This window comes from Microbulbifer maximicatervae (SeqCode) (genome assembly GCF_052467385.1).
This window is the reverse complement of record NZ_CP174311.1, coordinates 2,205,844-2,221,984: the sequence shown is the minus strand read 5'-3', so window position 1 is coordinate 2,221,984 and position 16,141 is coordinate 2,205,844. Positions and strand designations below refer to the sequence as shown.

17 protein-coding genes are annotated in these 16,141 nt (G+C 45.2%); 9 read left to right on the top strand and 8 right to left on the bottom strand.

The annotated features are described in order from the left end of the window. Positions 1-142 precede the first annotated feature (142 nt). On the top strand, positions 143-358 hold the full coding sequence (locus ACJJIR_RS09520; RefSeq protein ID WP_444908148.1) for a hypothetical protein: 216 nt from the start codon (positions 143-145) through the stop codon (positions 356-358). A gap of 530 nt (positions 359-888) precedes the next feature. Further along, positions 889-1,446, top strand: coding sequence for a hypothetical protein (locus tag ACJJIR_RS09515; RefSeq protein ID WP_157953999.1), 558 nt, complete (start codon positions 889-891; stop codon positions 1,444-1,446). 158 nt (positions 1,447-1,604) lie between these two features. Here the strand turns inward: ACJJIR_RS09515 and ACJJIR_RS09510 are convergent, their stop codons facing one another. From ACJJIR_RS09510 to ACJJIR_RS09485, 6 genes are all read right to left on the bottom strand, one after another. Further along, complete coding sequence (locus tag ACJJIR_RS09510) at positions 1,605-2,090, bottom strand: DUF6702 family protein (RefSeq protein ID WP_413662158.1); 486 nt, start codon at positions 2,088-2,090, stop codon at positions 1,605-1,607. Positions 2,091-2,197: 107 nt separating this feature from the next. Then, positions 2,198-4,561, bottom strand: coding sequence for a M1 family metallopeptidase (locus ACJJIR_RS09505; protein WP_444908147.1), 2,364 nt, complete (start codon positions 4,559-4,561; stop codon positions 2,198-2,200). Between the two features lie 121 nt (positions 4,562-4,682). Continuing rightward, on the bottom strand, positions 4,683-5,723 hold the full coding sequence (locus ACJJIR_RS09500; protein WP_444908146.1) for a CobW family GTP-binding protein: 1,041 nt from the start codon (positions 5,721-5,723) through the stop codon (positions 4,683-4,685). Beyond that, on the bottom strand, positions 5,723-6,190 hold the full coding sequence (locus ACJJIR_RS09495) for a Fur family transcriptional regulator (protein WP_282933007.1): 468 nt from the start codon (positions 6,188-6,190) through the stop codon (positions 5,723-5,725). Before ACJJIR_RS09495 ends, ACJJIR_RS09500 begins: the two co-directional genes overlap by 1 nt. A gap of 3 nt (positions 6,191-6,193) precedes the next feature. Continuing rightward, positions 6,194-6,703: a ZrgA family zinc uptake protein gene (locus ACJJIR_RS09490; RefSeq protein ID WP_444908145.1), complete on the bottom strand. Its 510-nt coding sequence runs from the start codon at positions 6,701-6,703 to the stop codon at positions 6,194-6,196. A 9-nt stretch (positions 6,704-6,712) separates the two neighbouring features. Continuing rightward, a complete protein-coding gene (locus tag ACJJIR_RS09485) occupies positions 6,713-7,075 on the bottom strand; it encodes a MerC family mercury resistance protein (RefSeq protein WP_444908144.1) in 363 nt (120 codons plus the stop codon). A 124-nt stretch (positions 7,076-7,199) separates the two neighbouring features. On the opposite strand from ACJJIR_RS09485, the gene ACJJIR_RS09480 reads away from it, so the two are divergent. From ACJJIR_RS09480 to ACJJIR_RS09470, 3 genes are all read left to right on the top strand, one after another. Beyond that, complete coding sequence (locus ACJJIR_RS09480; RefSeq protein ID WP_444908143.1) at positions 7,200-7,619, top strand: TraR/DksA family transcriptional regulator; 420 nt, start codon at positions 7,200-7,202, stop codon at positions 7,617-7,619. Between the two features lie 315 nt (positions 7,620-7,934). Then, positions 7,935-8,090: a hypothetical protein gene (locus ACJJIR_RS09475; RefSeq protein WP_444908142.1), complete on the top strand. Its 156-nt coding sequence runs from the start codon at positions 7,935-7,937 to the stop codon at positions 8,088-8,090. After that, positions 8,065-9,051, top strand: a complete 987-nt coding sequence (locus ACJJIR_RS09470; RefSeq protein WP_444908141.1) for an alpha/beta hydrolase — start codon at positions 8,065-8,067, stop codon at positions 9,049-9,051. The genes ACJJIR_RS09475 and ACJJIR_RS09470 overlap by 26 nt, the downstream gene beginning before the upstream one ends. Before the next feature lie 394 nt (positions 9,052-9,445). Here the strand turns inward: ACJJIR_RS09470 and ACJJIR_RS09465 are convergent, their stop codons facing one another. Continuing rightward, positions 9,446-10,696: an anthrax toxin-like adenylyl cyclase domain-containing protein gene (locus ACJJIR_RS09465; RefSeq protein WP_444908140.1), complete on the bottom strand. Its 1,251-nt coding sequence runs from the start codon at positions 10,694-10,696 to the stop codon at positions 9,446-9,448. 706 nt (positions 10,697-11,402) lie between these two features. Between ACJJIR_RS09465 and ACJJIR_RS09460 the strand changes: the two genes are divergently transcribed. Continuing rightward, entirely contained in the window at positions 11,403-12,146 is a 744-nt protein-coding gene (locus ACJJIR_RS09460) for a glutathione S-transferase family protein (RefSeq protein WP_444908139.1), read from the top strand. 124 nt (positions 12,147-12,270) lie between these two features. Here the strand turns inward: ACJJIR_RS09460 and ACJJIR_RS09455 are convergent, their stop codons facing one another. Beyond that, positions 12,271-13,179, bottom strand: coding sequence for a LysR family transcriptional regulator (locus ACJJIR_RS09455; protein WP_444908138.1), 909 nt, complete (start codon positions 13,177-13,179; stop codon positions 12,271-12,273). Between the two features lie 258 nt (positions 13,180-13,437). Here ACJJIR_RS09455 and ACJJIR_RS09450 point away from each other — a divergent pair, with 258 nt between their 5' ends. From ACJJIR_RS09450 to ACJJIR_RS09440, 3 genes are read left to right on the top strand one after another with little or no spacing between them, the layout of a single operon-like run. Beyond that, entirely contained in the window at positions 13,438-14,406 is a 969-nt protein-coding gene (locus ACJJIR_RS09450) for an LLM class oxidoreductase (RefSeq protein WP_444908137.1), read from the top strand. Between the two features lie 3 nt (positions 14,407-14,409). Then, positions 14,410-15,228 carry an SDR family NAD(P)-dependent oxidoreductase gene (locus ACJJIR_RS09445; RefSeq protein ID WP_444908136.1) on the top strand — a complete coding sequence of 273 codons (819 nt, stop codon included), beginning with the start codon at positions 14,410-14,412 and terminating at the stop codon, positions 15,226-15,228. A 33-nt stretch (positions 15,229-15,261) separates the two neighbouring features. Further along, positions 15,262-16,107, top strand: coding sequence for an enoyl-CoA hydratase/isomerase family protein (locus tag ACJJIR_RS09440; RefSeq protein ID WP_444908135.1), 846 nt, complete (start codon positions 15,262-15,264; stop codon positions 16,105-16,107). Positions 16,108-16,141 lie beyond the last annotated feature (34 nt).

Here is a 16,141-nt window from a genome sequence, read left to right as displayed (position 1 = left end):
AATGAAACCACCAGCAGTAATCATTGCCGGTGGTTTTTCCATTTTATAAATTGCCCTCAATAAGAACTTAGAAAAATCCCTGCGTTTTCACAAGAACTTCCCTTAGGGCCCGTAGGCACCAAGAAAATAATTAGGAGTTATTATGACCCAGCCAGTAGTGCCAGAGAATTTCAATGCTTGGCTATATTGCATTACGGTAGAGTGCGGCATCGAACTAACACCAGAATTTGTTGATGAGCGCATCAATGCACTGCAGGACAACAAGAACTACCACACCCGTAATTTTATTCTCTTATACGGGCAAGAACACCACCAGAAAGTACTCAGCTGGTTTAAACAAGTACGTGAAGAAATATGACCCCGGAGACAACTAAAAACCACCAAAACCAATGGACACAATAGCCTCGACTGGCATTATGTGACTCCAGATTAATAGTTTTATAAGGAAACCCAAACACCCTACCCATCGATGCGGATAATTTAAGAAAGATTTACATCTAGCTATTACTCCAACCTAAAACAACCATAGCGACCTCAACTCAATTGCCTTTACAAGTAACAAGAAGCCGTTAATAACATCCAGAAATTGATACCAGAGATCACAGTTACTCAAACTAAAGATCTGAAACGGAAATTACGAAAATGAAACCCCTGATACCAAGTAGGGTTTTACGACTTGCTGCCCACAAAGCGCGGCCATTTAATCAAAAAATATAAAATAAAGAGTCGCATCTAGAGATTGCCATTAGCCGACTAAAACACAGTATTACAAATAGCACTTTTTTCTAACAGTTAGGTCCGCCATTCATTTATCATGGCTTCAATGCGATTCATTTAGTGCATTAACATTTAGAAAACAACTTCTAAGCATAAAAATAAGGAACAAAAATGCCACTAATGACCTTAATCCCTGAGGGGCAAACACCGGGTAGAAGAACACGTCTGTTAGCTGAAGCGATGGGGAATGCGAAACCCGCTTTCATGAACGGCACTCTGACAGGACCAGAGCTTTCCCTTTATACAAAACTAAGCAGTTTGCAATGCTGGGACGCTGCGCTCTACTGTGCCTGGAGCGCCAAGGGTGTAAACTGCCCTAGTGTAACCATGGACAACAAAAACTATAATGTTACTGGTAACAATAACTACAATAGAATTTTTGGAGCCACCCCCAGAACCCGATCAGTTAATACTCTGCACGATTTGATGACCTTGCCGGAGGGCTGCTTCGTTGGTTTTCTATCAAATTTAGGAGTTATGAGACATGTAATGATTCATACCTCAAATGGTCATGGAGCAGGCAATAAAAGTGACTGTGTTTTTACTGATGGAAATACAGGCGGTTGGGAGCTACTAGATATGGCTCATTTTTTTGGTAAAGATAGTAATCATAACGGCAATTCCCATACAACCATGATATATATGCCGGTAACGGGGCAAGTAATTTAACTTTTCTCAAGAGTGACGTATAGCCTATTGAGCTATTCTGCTCTTGACTGCATCAGTTCAGATTTGATCTGACAGTTACCGGTTTTCAAAAGGTCTTCTGTCAGGTCAACCCTGAACGATCAACTACAGAATTAGATACTATCTGACAAGTTTCCAGCTCATAAAGTGAACCCTACCTTACTCTCACCGGGCTTTAAGGTGTAGCTTTGAGTTCCCCTGCCATTATTGACATTCAATGTGTTCACTTGGTCCCGCTCTATCTCCATCAGCATTGATTGTTTAACGTTCAATTTTTTACTGGAAATATCTACCATAGGCACTTCCTGATATATCCAAATGTCATGAACGTCGGCTTCCATACCTACCCAATTAAGCTTCACCACCTCACCATTTTCCTGGCTAATCTGAAATCTTGAATTGACATAGCTCTCCATCTGTCTTTGTGCTTCATTCAACTCTTTACTGGCACTTATTGATAAGGCCTTTTCAATGTCAGCAACAAAAAAACGATGGGAAACCTCCAGCGTTTGAGTACGCCCGTTTACGGAGAGGTTGGTCAAACCAAAATGATAGCGATGTGCATTTGCCTGGAATGAAAATACCGAGGTTGTGACTATCACTAAAAAGGAAAGTAAAACTTTCATCAAATACTACCACTACACAATGAATGTTTCAGATGGATATTTTTAGTAAAAAGGACAAAAGTGCAGCCTCCAGGCCGACCGCCTGCGTGCTGCACTTTTTCCAAGACCTAATCTTCCTCTTTAAGCTCCTCATCCCAATCTTTCATCAAGTTACGCTGCTTTTCATCCTTAAATAGTTCCAGGCGTGACTTGATAATTCGACGTGGATAGAAGTTGTTCTCCACATTGACATCCGCTGTTTCCCAATGGGGATCGAGCACTACAGACTTAAGCACCTTGCTCTTATCCCTCACCAGCATTTTGGAGGTCTTCTTGGCATTGCGAGTCCAGATTTCAGCGGGGATACGCAAACCCTCAACACTCCCATCTTCATATTCCAGCCGCAGGAACAGTGGCATCACCAAGCCACCAATATTGCTAAAGTCCAGCACGTAGACATTACTCTCAACCTTGAGCATGTCTTTTTCCCAGTCCTCTAGATTTTCTAGTTTACTTTGGTAGCTATTGCGATCCGCATTAGAAACGTCAAACTCATCGTGAGTATTATAGAAGTCTTCCAACTCCGGCTTAGCATCGACGATTCGAGTCAACTTTTTCGCGCGATTTTCAATAACAGTGATAGTCTCGGGTTCCCGTTTATGCTGGGCGCGCTTCCAAGGCCCTTCCACTTCAGGATTTTGTGTACCAACGGTGTAATGATGTACGGCATCAAGGCTGATATCGACATTATCAGTGGTGTAGAACCATCCGCGCCAGAACCAATCCAGGTCCATACCTGATGCATCTTCCATAGTGCGGAAAAAGTCCGCAGGCATAGGGCGTTTGAACTTCCAACGCTGGGCATATTCCCGGAAAGCAAAATCGAACAACTCACGCCCCATAATGGATTCACGCAGGATATTCAGTGCAGCTGCAGGCTTACCGTAGGCATTGTTACCAAGCTGAAGCACAGATTCCGAGTTCGTCATAATCGGAACCTGGTTTTCACTCTTCATATACTCGACAATTTTTCGTGCATCGCCACGGCGGGATGGATACTTCTCTTCCCATTCCTGTTCAGCCAAGAACTGTACGAAGGTATTCAGGCCCTCATCCATCCAGGTCCACTGACGCTCATCAGAGTTGATGATCATAGGGTAATAATTGTGCCCCACCTCATGAATGATCACAGAGATAAGCCCATACTTGGTGCGGCGAGAGTAAGTACGCTTGCTGCGGTCCTCCTCATCAATTTCAGGGCGCGGACCATTGAAGGTGATCATGGGGTATTCCATTCCCCCCACAGGGCCATTGACGGAAATAGAGACCGGATAGGGATAGTCAAAACTGTAGCGGTTATAGATATCTATTGTATGAATAATGGACTCTGTTGAGTACTTGTCCCACAGTGGAGTGCCCTCTTCCGGGTAGAAGGACATAGCCATCGTATCGGTTCCACCCTTCTTGTAACCCTGTGCGTCCCACAGGAATTTACGTGACGAAGCCCAAGAAAAGTCACGTACATTCTCAGCTTCAAATACCCAGGTTTTACGCTTATTTGAACGACTTTTTTCGTTCTCCAGCGCTTCATTCTTAGTGACAATCATCACAGGCTTACTGGCTACTCGAGCCTTTCGCAAGCGCTCACGCTGCTTGGAGGTCAATACATCCTTGGGATTTTGAAGAACACCGGTTGCAGCAACGATATGATCTGCTGGCACTTCAATAGCAACGCGATAATCCCCAAACTCCAGCGCAAATTCGCCGCGTCCCAGGAACTGCTTGTTTTGCCACCCGCTAACATCGTTATATGCAGCCATACGAGGGAACCATTGGGCTATCTCGTATAAGTAGTTATCGTCGCGCTCAAAATATTCATAACCGGAACGCCCACCCAGTGCTTTCTGCTCAATAACCTTGTAAGCCCAGTCAATCTGGAAACTCACGCTGGAACCTGAGGCCAGAGGCTGGGGCAAGTCAATTCGCATGCCGGTATCGACAATAGTATGGCGAAGCTCCCTACCCCGAGTGTCGGCCACCTTGGTAATCTGGTATCCGCCTGGAAATTCGTCGGATACGACGGCACGACGAAAGCTTTTGAATGGAATGGTATCTGGAGCAATCGCCTCCATATCAACTGGCGTGGCCAAATTACCAGAGGAATTCGGCTTGAAACGGTTTTGATCCAGTTGCACCCACAAATAACGCAGGGTATCTGGTGAGTTATTAGTGTAAGTGATGGTCTCTGAAGCAGTTATCAGTTGTTTATCATCGTCTAGTGAAACTTTGATATCGTAGTCCGCTTGCTGCTGCCAATAGGCATGGCCCGGAGCGCCCGACGCTGTTCGGTAACTATTCGGTGTCGGCAGCAGTTCCTCCAGCTGGCGGAACTTATCACCGGTTACATTTAGGGGATCTGCGGCAAAGCTGCCCGAGGTTCCGGACATAGCAAGCCATGCCACAGTTAAGCGGCCGAGTAATTTTATATTCATTGGTTTACTTCAGAGATTTACGTCAGATTAAAACTTTACGGAATACGGCCGCGAAAAAATGACCGAATTTATGCAAAAATTTCTAATAAGCCAGGCCAGATTTGAATACCTGGCCATATAGCTATTTGGATTCGTAAAACACTTTTGTTTCGGTACCCTGGTTATCCGCCAGGGCAGCGATCCAGGAGCTCTCCATTGCATCCCAATCCAAACGCGCTTGGTTAATCGCCTCTACCCGGCTTTCCAATATGTCATCCAGCTCTAAAACTGTAAGCACTTTGTCAGCCTTATTAAATCCAAATACACCTTGCTCGGTAATAAATACCCCCTTGATTCTCTCAGCGTCAGTGCCACTGAATAGTGAAAAGAGCGCATCATAATCAAATATAAATTCAGGGCTAAAACGCCAGCCACAGCTGTAGTATCCCTCTCCGCTATTCTCTGAGCGGAGATAGCCACACTCCGGTAATAGCTCAACCTCATCCACCGCCTGGGTTACTGAGTGGTGGTGGTCACTCCCTGACGAGACCTGAAAACTGCAGGGCAGCTGGAGCCAATCCAATTCGATACGCCCTTGCTCCACCACTTGCAGCGGTTTTTCAGCGCCCTCACCTAAGAACGAGAGAAATCGCTGAAGGTTTTGCAAGTCTTCGGGGCCGTAGAGATCAGACTTATTAGCCACTACCAGATCAGCAACTTCTAATTGCTGCCGAAAAGTCTCACTACGTAAGTAGCGATTATCTTCAATACAGCGAGCATCGACCAAAGTTAGCGTACCGCGAAGGTCCAACACACCGCCGCGCACTGCATCAGACAAAGCCGCCAGCACCTCTCTAGGGTGCCCCAGGCCCGTCGGCTCAATTATTAATCGATGGGGCCTGGCCTTAGCCAATAACTGGTTTAAAGCGACCTGCATCGGCAAACCAGCAGCACAGCACATACAGCCGCCAGGTACCTCTCGAATATAAATATTGCCTTCCTGTTCTGGTTCAAAAAGTGCGCCATCAACGCCCACTTCTCCAAACTCATTGACCAGAACAGCCCAGCGCTCATCAGCGGGCTTACTTTCCAGGAGATGCCGGATAGCCGTTGTCTTGCCGACGCCCAAAAAACCAGTGATAACGTTGGCAGGTACCCCGCGTATTAACTGACTAGCTGCCACTAAGCTGCATCCCGGCTGCACTCATCACAAACACAATCCAGCTCCAATTGGGATGTCTGGAGATGATATCCAGCACTTTCAACCGTATCCCGCAATGCATCAATGACTTCGGGCCTAATGCCAATTTCCCGCACTTTGCTACAGCGATTGCAGATTAAAAACTGTGGAGTCTGGTGGCTGTGGTCACAGGCAATATGAGCACAGGCCAGGTACTTGTTTTCTGAATTGAGTTTGTGAACCAGGTTCTCTGCCGCCAGAAAGTCCAGCATTCGATAGACTGACATGGCGGGAATTGAGTCGCCAAAGTCACCATTGTAATGCTCCGCTATTTCATAGGCAGAGAGCGGAGTTTTTGACCGCAACAACACGGTAAGAACGTTCTTACGCTTTTCAGTCAGGCGGGCACCTGAACTGCGACAGGTTTGTTCCGCCACACTCAGGGTCTGTTTGATTTGGGATGCTTTCATAGCCTATTTCATTTGCAATTTGTTGTCTTTACCAGTGAGCAGTTCAGCCCCCTGACGACCGGAGCTGATCCATTGCACTGCAATCCCATGAATACCGGGAAACCTCTCAAACAGGGTAACAATGACACTGTTGAACTGTGCCAGATTATCACACTTGAATTGGTAACTAGCACGGAAACCACTGTGCACCGAGTTGTCACTGGTAACTTCTGCGCTATATGGCGCCTTAACTTCCACATTTAAGGGTTTGCACTGGGCACCGACAAACTCAAGAAAATGATCTGGCTTGGATAGTTCGTGAGCAACCTGCTCTAACCGCTGCTTTTGGGCATCGCTACGTGGCGCATGCTCAAATCCCACTAGATCAACTGTGGGTGACTCCAGCTCGATGATGATTTTGTCTGCTTCGGCCACCAGGTACATCATCGCCTTACCGTGAACATGACTTCCCATTTCCCCAGCGACTGGGCCGGCCCAAAACAACGCAACAAACAATGCTCCTGCAAGTTTCATGACCCTCACCTACTCGACTAAAGCATCCCGATAAATCAAGCGCAGGTTTACCCAGTGGGCAACAATCAATAAGCCTGCACCAAGAACACTGGCAACTAGCTCCCATACCCCCTCGAGATATAGCGCACCAACCAACAGCAATGCCCCGGAGAAACCAACAATCATTACCGCGTAGCGCTGATGGCGTCGGCAAGAGGCTGGGAAGCTGGCCAAGGCCAGAATTACCACGGGTACAAGCAACAGCAAGTGGAGAAACTGGTCCTCTTGTAAAGCACCCAATATCCCCAAACCTCCCAATAGCGGTAACAAAGGAGTCAAAAGACAGTGCAGCAAGCAAAGCCCAGAAGCCAAAATTCCTAAAGTATCTCTCACAACAATCCTTTTAATCTACGAGAACCCAAGACAACCACATACACTTCAATCAACTTAATGATATGTTATATCATAAATTTAATATTTCAAGTCAACACGAGCTATGCAACAGGGGATTCATGGAATGCCAAAAATCGGTGAACAAGAACTGCTGGGGATGCCTGCATCAGACTATATGAACGAAAAACAACTATTCTTCTTCCAGCATCGTCTAATGGAATTGAAAAGCGACCTAATGGCAGAGGTTGAACAGGGACAGCAGGCTATTGCAACCACGAACCTTGCCTTAGCTGATGACCTGGACCGAGCGGCCGCAGAGCAGGAGAACCAGCAACACCTACGCTTTACCGGCCGCAAGCATCTACTTCTGCGCAAGATCCAGCGGGCATTAGAGAAGATTAAAGATGGCACTTACGGGTACTGTGAGATAAGTGGGGATCCGATCGGTTTGCAGCGACTGCTATTAAGGCCCACTGCAGAACTCTCTTTTGAAGAAAAAAGTCGCCAGGAAATGCTGGAACGCAACTACAGCAAGCAAAGGTAAGCACCATACTCGGCCTCACGCTTTGCTGTGACTAGATATAACACGGTAGCACCTTGAGGAATGGAGGTTTTCATGCTGCCTTAGAGGATAGCCGACAGCCTTCTCAACCAAAGAAGGGGTTTAGTGGTCACTTTAGTTATTCGGCAAAACCCTAGACTCCCAACATAAGTGGCACACGCTAGCCTAGAAGAAGTACAAGCCGGCTCAAGTAATTAGTACTCATCTTGGGCGTACGCTGGTTCGAAACACAATACCTCAGCAGACTCCTAAGCCCCCTTCGCAAAACAAGGGCAAAAGTTGGAAAAGCCCTAAATTATGAACGAAGTACCCCTCACAGCAGGTTTACAGGCAGAAGAACTGGTTGCCTATATGGCACATATCAAAGGCAAGAGAAAAACGAATAATCCTGCGAGTAAATTACGGCAACCTCCTAAAGTCAAAAACCATGAAAACCAAAGTATCTCTAATTAAAGTACTCTCCATTACCTTAACATGCTTAGCTACTTCAGCCTGCTCCCAAAGGATTGCAAGCTTTATAGACAACGCTGAAGATTATTCTTTTAACAACAGATTAACTGCCGATCAAATTAAAGACTTAGACTTCAAAAAAGACAAATATTGCCCTCTGCAAAAAAAGAACTGTATTAGCTATTACTATGGTCCACCTTTAACCGATAACAAACTTCAGTACTCCGTAAAACATGGAGAAGGCGACAAAGAGAACAATGTTAAAATCGATTTAACCAGAAACTCCATGGAGCGGAGTTACGATGGTACCGTAATCTTATTGCATGGATTTCGCACCTCCAAAGATTTTATGATCAATTCAGCTTTATACTTCCGTTTTCTTGGGTTTCAGGTTGTTGTTCCAGATCTTCTCGGTCATGGTGATTCAGGTGGCAATAAAAAATACGGGGTGGATGACAGCAATTATATTAACCACCTCATTGACAATTTAATAAAAGAGGGCGTCATTAAAGATGAGGATATTTATATTCTGGGAAATTCGATGGGCGCACTAACGGCAGCCCATATCTCCTCCCAACGACAAGACATTAGCGGAATTATCCTTTCGGCCCCAATGCCATCATTTGATGAAGCTGTGTACAATTATGCAAAACGTGACCACCCACTACTTAGCAAAATTATCCCTGAAAAAGATTTTCGCAAGGGTGCCATTCTGGCTCTAGAGAAAGCCAAAATCAATCTGGATGACACGAAGATAATACCACTCCTAAAGTCCTCCAAGGTTCCAACACTACTAATACTCTCAGATTCAGACCAAATATCTCCTTATGTGGATTATGAAAACTTGAAAAAAGACAATGTAACGTTAATTAAAATTACTGGCAGATATCACCCAAGCATGAATACAATAGGAGAAGTCGAACATAAAGAAATTATTAAATGGCTTAACAGCACTCAAAGTTAGTTACACAAAAAATTGGGAACAAATTCCTATTTTATCTTTGATGTCAGTTTAGTACTATTCCGTCGCCCCCCTTACAGCCTTGCGCATCCCACGAGAGCTACCACCTGAAGTAGAAACCCCTTATCAGACTTCCAAGTAGGTTGATGCTCTATGATTTGCTCCACAAGCTTATGGTGAGCTTGACTAGATTGGAGCACTTCACTTGACTGCCGCCTGGATAAATGTATTTGTTTCCGCACACACCCTCTCTCTGTATATATTGAACATCTCAAATATACACAGAATCATCTACTTTACCTAAAAGGACCGCTCCAAAAAACGCTGTTAACAACCAGCCTCCGGAGAAGTAGTGGCTACTTTTCAAGTAACCACAGACATCGACATAATAACTCTATTAAGCATTGTACCAAGGTGGAACGATCCACTGACCAAAGTGCCAGTCGCGAGGTACAAATCTTCCATACCCTTGCCCCAATCGGTCGGGCTTATTATTGGTAGGGTTCATTGCCCAACCCTCTGCCAAAGTGACATGGACACCATGTATTCTACACATTGCGATAAATTCCCTAAAAGCCTGCAAAGTTTGAATAACCACTTCACTGCGAGCGGGAGTAAATGCAATAAGGGGTAAATCTATGTCATTGACATAGGGACGCGCGGCTTCATCACTGTGCCAAAGTACATTTCTTCTGGGGAATGGCCCCCACTGGCCAGCTCCAGCTCTCGGGCTGCGGATACCACCGATAGTGGAATTGAGAGTCTGACTTACTTCATAAATCCGATTAGTTATATTACCCAGCTTGGTGCCTTGCCTCTGAGTAGTGAAATTTCTCTCCAATTGATTTTCGATATGCTGGCGCTGCGACCAAGCTTGAGCAGTGCCTAGAATACGACGATCATCTCCATATCGATCAAACCTCTTTGCCCCCTGCTTAAATGGCCAAATAGCAAATAAGTCGTAATCCCCGGTAATGGCATTCAGAGGGTGCTCATTTCGAAAATGACGATGCTCCACTGGATTGGTCATCGCCAGTAGCGGCTCATACATGTCTTTGTACTTAGTGTCATACTGAACAACGATATTACCCCGCTCCTGGATAAAACCTGACTGTCTGCTCTTTTCCTTATCAACATAAACACCCCACATATCTCCCAAGCATGTGTTAACCCTGATAAGAGAATAGTGAAAAGTAATGCCACTGGGGTGGCTGGCTATACCTTCGTAACGATCTTGAGTTTTTCTTGTAACATTGATCTTTCCGTTCTGAATCAGCCAATCAACCCGTTCCTGATGCAAGCGAAGCGGTGTTGTTGATGCAGTCCATCCCGCGCCAGAGTTGTTATCAGTGAATGCCTCTTGATGCTGGGCGCGGTTATAGGCCGCTTTTCTCATCCCGTGTTTATTTAACCGGGGGTCTCGTAAAACAAAACCAGCCATCGGCCCCCAATCACATGACTTCCCATGAATCCTAAATCCCTTTGTATCATATCCCTGCTCAAGTAATTGAGTGCACGTTGGCCCTGTTGCGCGAACGATGATAACGCAACGATGAGAAGCGGCCGTTGACTTAAATGCATCAGCATGAGTTACAGGGCAACCTATAAGGTTTTGGCGTAATGCAGCATTGTTAAATATAAGATCCATATATCAACTTCCTTTTTTTGGGGGCTTACACTTGAGTCTAATTAAGTTACACAAACATAAGTCACCGGATAAATTTGGGGAGCTTTGTGAAAGCAATAAATTAATGGGCAAGAATCCTAAGAAATTATTCTGGCCTACCCTCAATACTGAAATTCTAACTTTCACTAATAAAGACGAAGGGTTAAAACTCCATGGCCACCTTTTTAAAACTGTATCTATTTATAAACCAATATCCGTGAACTTAAACTGAACCAGACTTGCGAGCTGTAAAAACTTAAGCATTTCGATTTCCCGACTCTTTCTATGCCCTATCCTGTATGTACAAATACACGGCCAAAGTATCATTATCTATTACCCCAAATGAGCTCCAAGCCCCAATAGCCTCTCAGTTTAAAAGTTACATAGATTCCACTTTCTCGGCTTTAGAATTTGGTCAGACATTTTTAGATTTTGGTCTTTTAAATTTAGACATGTAGAGAAAAGACGCGCGTGGATCGCTCGGCTCAGGAAGCCTAAAAACTCGTAGCCACCGGCAGCTTATACCTAGAGAGCCTCTGCCCGGTAATTCTTCTCACTGCAAAAGCAGATGCCATTACGTAACATTAAAGGTTGCATGAATGCCTTCACTCATGTAACTTTTAATGTTTCTAGAGGTTGGATTTGCAAAAATAGTCTCTGACGCTTTACGTTACCAAAGGTGCTGCAAATGACTGACAATTTAGAGATATATAACTTTTCCTGGGCGCTCTATCCGCGCAGAATACATATCTACCTTTCCGAGAAAGGGTTGGATATCAAATCAAGGGAATATGACCCCAAAGTCGAGAAGAAATGGCCCCCGCCGGAGGTACTGGAACTGAATCCCTATGGCAAACTTCCAATCCTTAAAATAGATAATGAAAATTCAATTACAGAATCCCTCGCAATCATTCACTATCTAGAGAAAGTATTCCCAAATCCAAGCATGATCGGGGAAAATGCGATCGACTATGCCAACGTTATTAGGTTAACCACCATGGCAGATGAAGCCAACACAATTTTGGCAATCTGGAACCATAACATCAGCCCGGTATTTCAGGAGCGAGAACTACAGTTTAAAGATGCCGGATATAGTGGAGCCTACTATTTCATTAAACGACTGGATGTATTAGAGACCGCTATCAATGAAAGTCACGAATTTATTTACGGGAACTCCCCCACTATTGCCGACTGTGTCACATTCCCTTTAATCATGTTCCTGGATGAATTTTATGATGTAAGGCTGCCCCGTCGTTTCAAGAAGCTCAATGCCTGGTATAAAAGGTTTAAAACGAGAGATAGCATTACTCAGCAAAACTATGTCGATCAATACCCAGATTCGCTATTAGAGCTTTCCAGAGGGCTGGAAAAACAAGGGGGATTTTTCTTGGAAGACATTTGCAACAAATTAGAAAAAGATTTATTGAATTAGCCTTACATACCCTCTGAATTCTATAGATAACACTCAAAGCTTACCGATATAGATCAGAATAAAGTTGTAGCCCAAGTGAGGAAGTCTAATTTTCTCTAGTTTCCTCATTATTTAATCAACCAGTTTATCGCCCCCAGATCGGAGGATTTCCGATTTTTTCAATGAGAAAATCAATAAATACTCGCACTTTGGATGTTAGAACATTGGATTTGGGGTAAACGAGCCAAATTGCCGATTGATCACTTATATGATATCCAGGGAGTACTCTCACCAAGGAACCCTCATTAAGTTCGGCCTTAATATTCCAAAAAGAACTCATACAAATCCCTACCCCGAATTTCGCAGCTATACGCATACTGGCGCCATCATCACAAATCACTCGGGGTTTACTGTTAGAGGGGGGGAATTCATAAGTGCTCCGATCACTCATTGATATCAGTTTTCTTGGCTTTGAATTAATAAAGGCCAACAGCTGATGCGCAACAAGGTCTTGTGGTTTTTCAGGAATGCCGTATTTATCCAAATAACTGGGAGAAGCGCATAGAACTCGTTTATCATCCGCCAGCTTCCTACCAATTAAACTGCTGTCTTCAACCGCATAATTGCGCAGTGCCAAATCAAAGCCGCCCTCGATAAGGCTGACTTGTGTGTCTGAGAGCTTCAGCTCTATGTTGACTCCAGGATACCTTTCCAGGAATTCAGGCAGGATAGGCGCGATAAAGCGCTGAACGAAAGTGCTCGATGCCGCAAACCTGAGCGTTCCGCTCACGGAGGAATTTCCACGCCCCAGCGCAGCAAAAGCCGCATCCTCTTGTGCGATGATCTCCCGAGCAAAAGGCAGGAACTCCTCCCCCTCTATCGACAGAGAGACCTTGCGGGTAGATCGATGAAATAGGTCCGCCCCCAAATGAACTTCGAGCTTGGACAAGCGGGCACTGGCAACAGAGGGAGCCAATCCAAGTCTCCGCCCCGCAGAGCTTATATTCAGCATCTCCGCAGCCAGTACGAATAGCCGAACCCCATTTGTATCCACGTATTATCTCCAAAAACCGAATTCTGATTCCATTTATACGCCGTTTATACATAGATTCCAATGCTTTAGCCTTTAACCACAGATCGAGCCAGCGTCGATCGCTGACTGGCCTAGGCTTTCTGGGAGGTAAAAGATGAGTGTAAGAGTGCTTATGAATGGCGGCGCAGAAAATAACCAGACACAAGCCGTCTATTGTGATGTAGCTAGCAGCTTTGGCCTCCAATTCTCTCCTATCAGAGAAGCATAGGAGTTACCACGGTGCACTCTAAATACAAAGATCAGGGCTGCGGTTTTGCCAGTATCAACGCGGGTTACAACGCCCTGTTTAAGCCAGGTAAGCTCTCGGTGGGACTTGTGGTGCCCATAGAGAATTACGCAACGAACCCAGTTCCAACGATGCTTGATCATGTTGAACGAGTCCAACTTGCGGAAGAATTGGGATTTAGCGCGATTTGGCTTAGAGATGTCCCCTTCAATGTGCACTCCTTTGGCGATGCGGGTCAAACTTTTGACCCATTCGTCTACCTTGGGCTGCTCTCAGGCCAGACATCGAAAATTACCCTCGGTGTAGCCAGCATCATTTTGCCCTTACGCCACCCAGCGCATATCGCAAAAGCTGCAGCCTCTGTTGATCAAATCTCAGGCGGACGCCTAATTCTTGGGGTCGCCAGTGGGGATCGCCCGGAAGAATATCCTGCGATGAATGTTTCGTATCAGGAGCGAGGGAAACTGTTCCGGGAGAGCTATAAATATATTCGCCGTGTAGCAGAGCCCTACCCCCAACTTCAGAGTTACTTTGGAGCAATTTCGGGCGAACTAGACATATTGCCCAAACCAGAAAAAACAAAGCTGCCTTTATTGATAACGGGCTCCTCTCAGCAGTCCCCAGACTGGCTCTTTAACAACGGAGATGGTTGGATCACCTATCCTCGCCCACACATCGCGCAAAAACAATTTATTGGCCAATTGAGAGATAACTCTGCCATTAACAAGCCAGTGATGGAACCTCTCTATATTGATATAACTGAAACTCCGGATGCCCTACCACACCCCATACACTTGGGATATCGACTGGGAATTAACCAATTATATCAATACCCCAAATCGCGAGAAGAGATCGGAGTTAACCATGTTGCTCTTAACCTCCGATTTAACCGGGTAAATATTGAAGAAATACTTGGAACAATTTCGGAATTAATTCTCCCACATTTTAATGAAAAGGAATAACAAGTGCGAAAGACCATTTTGTTGACAGGCGGTACTGACGGTATCGGATTAGAAACTGCAAAAATACTGGCAGCAAAGGATCATACTTTGCTCTTACATGGCCGCAGCGATACAAAACTAGAAAGTGCAAAAGAAGCAATAAAGCAAAGCTATCCCAAGGCCCATATAGATACATTCCGAGCAGATTTATCCAATTTATCAGATGTGTTAGCACTGGCCTCAATGGTAAAAATTCAATATTCAAATATTGATGTTCTTATCAATAATGCCGGCGTATTTAAAGTACAGAACCCAATAACCGACACGGGTTACGATGTTCGTTTTATCGTAAATGCTATTGCCCCCTACTTGTTAACGACACAGCTATTGCCGCTGTTTAGCGCCAATGGCCGCATTATTAATCTATCCTCTGCAGCGCAAGCAACTGTAAACATCGAAGCGCTCAAAGGTCACCAACAACTATCCGACAGTGACGCTTATGCTCAAAGTAAGCTGGCTCTCACCATGTGGTCCTTCCAGCTAGCCCAATCACTTGGTAACAAGGCCCCGCAATTTATCGCAATCAATCCCGCCTCATTTCTGGGTAGCAAAATGGTGAAAGATGCCTACGGAACTCAAGGGAAAGACTTAAGTATCGGCGCCAACATATTGGTACGGGCGGCACTCGATGATGAGTTCTCAAACGCTAGCGGTAAATACTTTGACAATGACATAGGCAATTGGTCCCAGCCGCACCCAGACGCGCTTGATGTGAAAAAGAGAAAGGTACTTATTGAAGAAATTGAGAACACTCTCGACAAACTCGGCATTAAAAATACCTAAGACATTAACGTATTCAATTAAAAGGAGTTCACCATGAAATATGAAGGTTTTACCACATTCACGGCGAAGCAAGATGACGGAATCCTAACTGTGACACTTGACTTTGGTCCCGTGAATGTCCAAGGGCAAGAAATGCTGGCCGACTTAAACAGCCTGGCAATGCGCCTGGAACGGGATCGAGAAACCAAAGTCGTTGTGTTTCAGTCGGCAAATCCGGAAGTTTGGGTATGTCATTACGATACTGAGTTACTGAAAGATATGTCTGACGAAGCTGTATCTCGCGAAGAAGCCCAACTATTGGATTTACAGGCTATCTGTGAACGCATCAGTAAGGTGCCCCAAGCAACGATCGCCAAACTAGAAGGCTTCGCTAGAGGTGGTGGCCATGAACTGGCCTTGGCACTCGATATGCGTTTTGCAGCCCGAGGAAAATATAAATTCATGCAAATGGAAGTGGGTATGGGAATCCTCCCCTGTGGGGGAGGCGCATCAAGGATGGCTCGGCAGACAGGACTGGGTAAAGCGCTGGAGATTATTCTCAGCGCCCGTGATTTCGATGCTGACGAAGCGGAAAGCCTCGGCACAATCAACAAAGCACTAGAGCCAGATGAAATTGGCGAGTATGTCGATAGCCTAGCGAAGAGAATCGCTCAATTTCCAGCAGAATCAATCAATGCCTGTAAGCAGGCGGTCTATGAGTCCATCGATAAACCTATCGGTGAAGCGCTAAAAGCGGAGGCCTATTGGCTGTATCAAGCAACCAGTAAAACACCTGCGCTAAAACGTTTCTCTATCGCAGATGAACAAGGGTTGGAACACGATATTGAAAATCAGCGGAACTGGAACCAACTGGTTATGGATGTACAAAAAATAAACTAGCAGTAGCAATTGGGCATTCGATGATTTACAGACT

Coding starts and splice junctions, on each gene's coding strand:
- ACJJIR_RS09520 (WP_444908148.1), top strand. CDS start 143: ATGACCCAGCCAGTAGTGCCAGAGAATTTCAATGCTTGGCTATATTGC.
- ACJJIR_RS09515 (WP_157953999.1), top strand. CDS start 889: ATGCCACTAATGACCTTAATCCCTGAGGGGCAAACACCGGGTAGAAGA.
- ACJJIR_RS09510 (WP_413662158.1), bottom strand. CDS start 2,090: ATGAAAGTTTTACTTTCCTTTTTAGTGATAGTCACAACCTCGGTATTT.
- ACJJIR_RS09505 (WP_444908147.1), bottom strand. CDS start 4,561: ATGAATATAAAATTACTCGGCCGCTTAACTGTGGCATGGCTTGCTATG.
- ACJJIR_RS09495 (WP_282933007.1), bottom strand. CDS start 6,190: ATGAAAGCATCCCAAATCAAACAGACCCTGAGTGTGGCGGAACAAACC.
- ACJJIR_RS09490 (WP_444908145.1), bottom strand. CDS start 6,703: ATGAAACTTGCAGGAGCATTGTTTGTTGCGTTGTTTTGGGCCGGCCCA.
- ACJJIR_RS09480 (WP_444908143.1), top strand. CDS start 7,200: ATGCCAAAAATCGGTGAACAAGAACTGCTGGGGATGCCTGCATCAGAC.
- ACJJIR_RS09475 (WP_444908142.1), top strand. CDS start 7,935: ATGAACGAAGTACCCCTCACAGCAGGTTTACAGGCAGAAGAACTGGTT.
- ACJJIR_RS09470 (WP_444908141.1), top strand. CDS start 8,065: ATGAAAACCAAAGTATCTCTAATTAAAGTACTCTCCATTACCTTAACA.
- ACJJIR_RS09465 (WP_444908140.1), bottom strand. CDS start 10,696: ATGGATCTTATATTTAACAATGCTGCATTACGCCAAAACCTTATAGGT.
- ACJJIR_RS09460 (WP_444908139.1), top strand. CDS start 11,403: ATGACTGACAATTTAGAGATATATAACTTTTCCTGGGCGCTCTATCCG.
- ACJJIR_RS09440 (WP_444908135.1), top strand. CDS start 15,262: ATGAAATATGAAGGTTTTACCACATTCACGGCGAAGCAAGATGACGGA.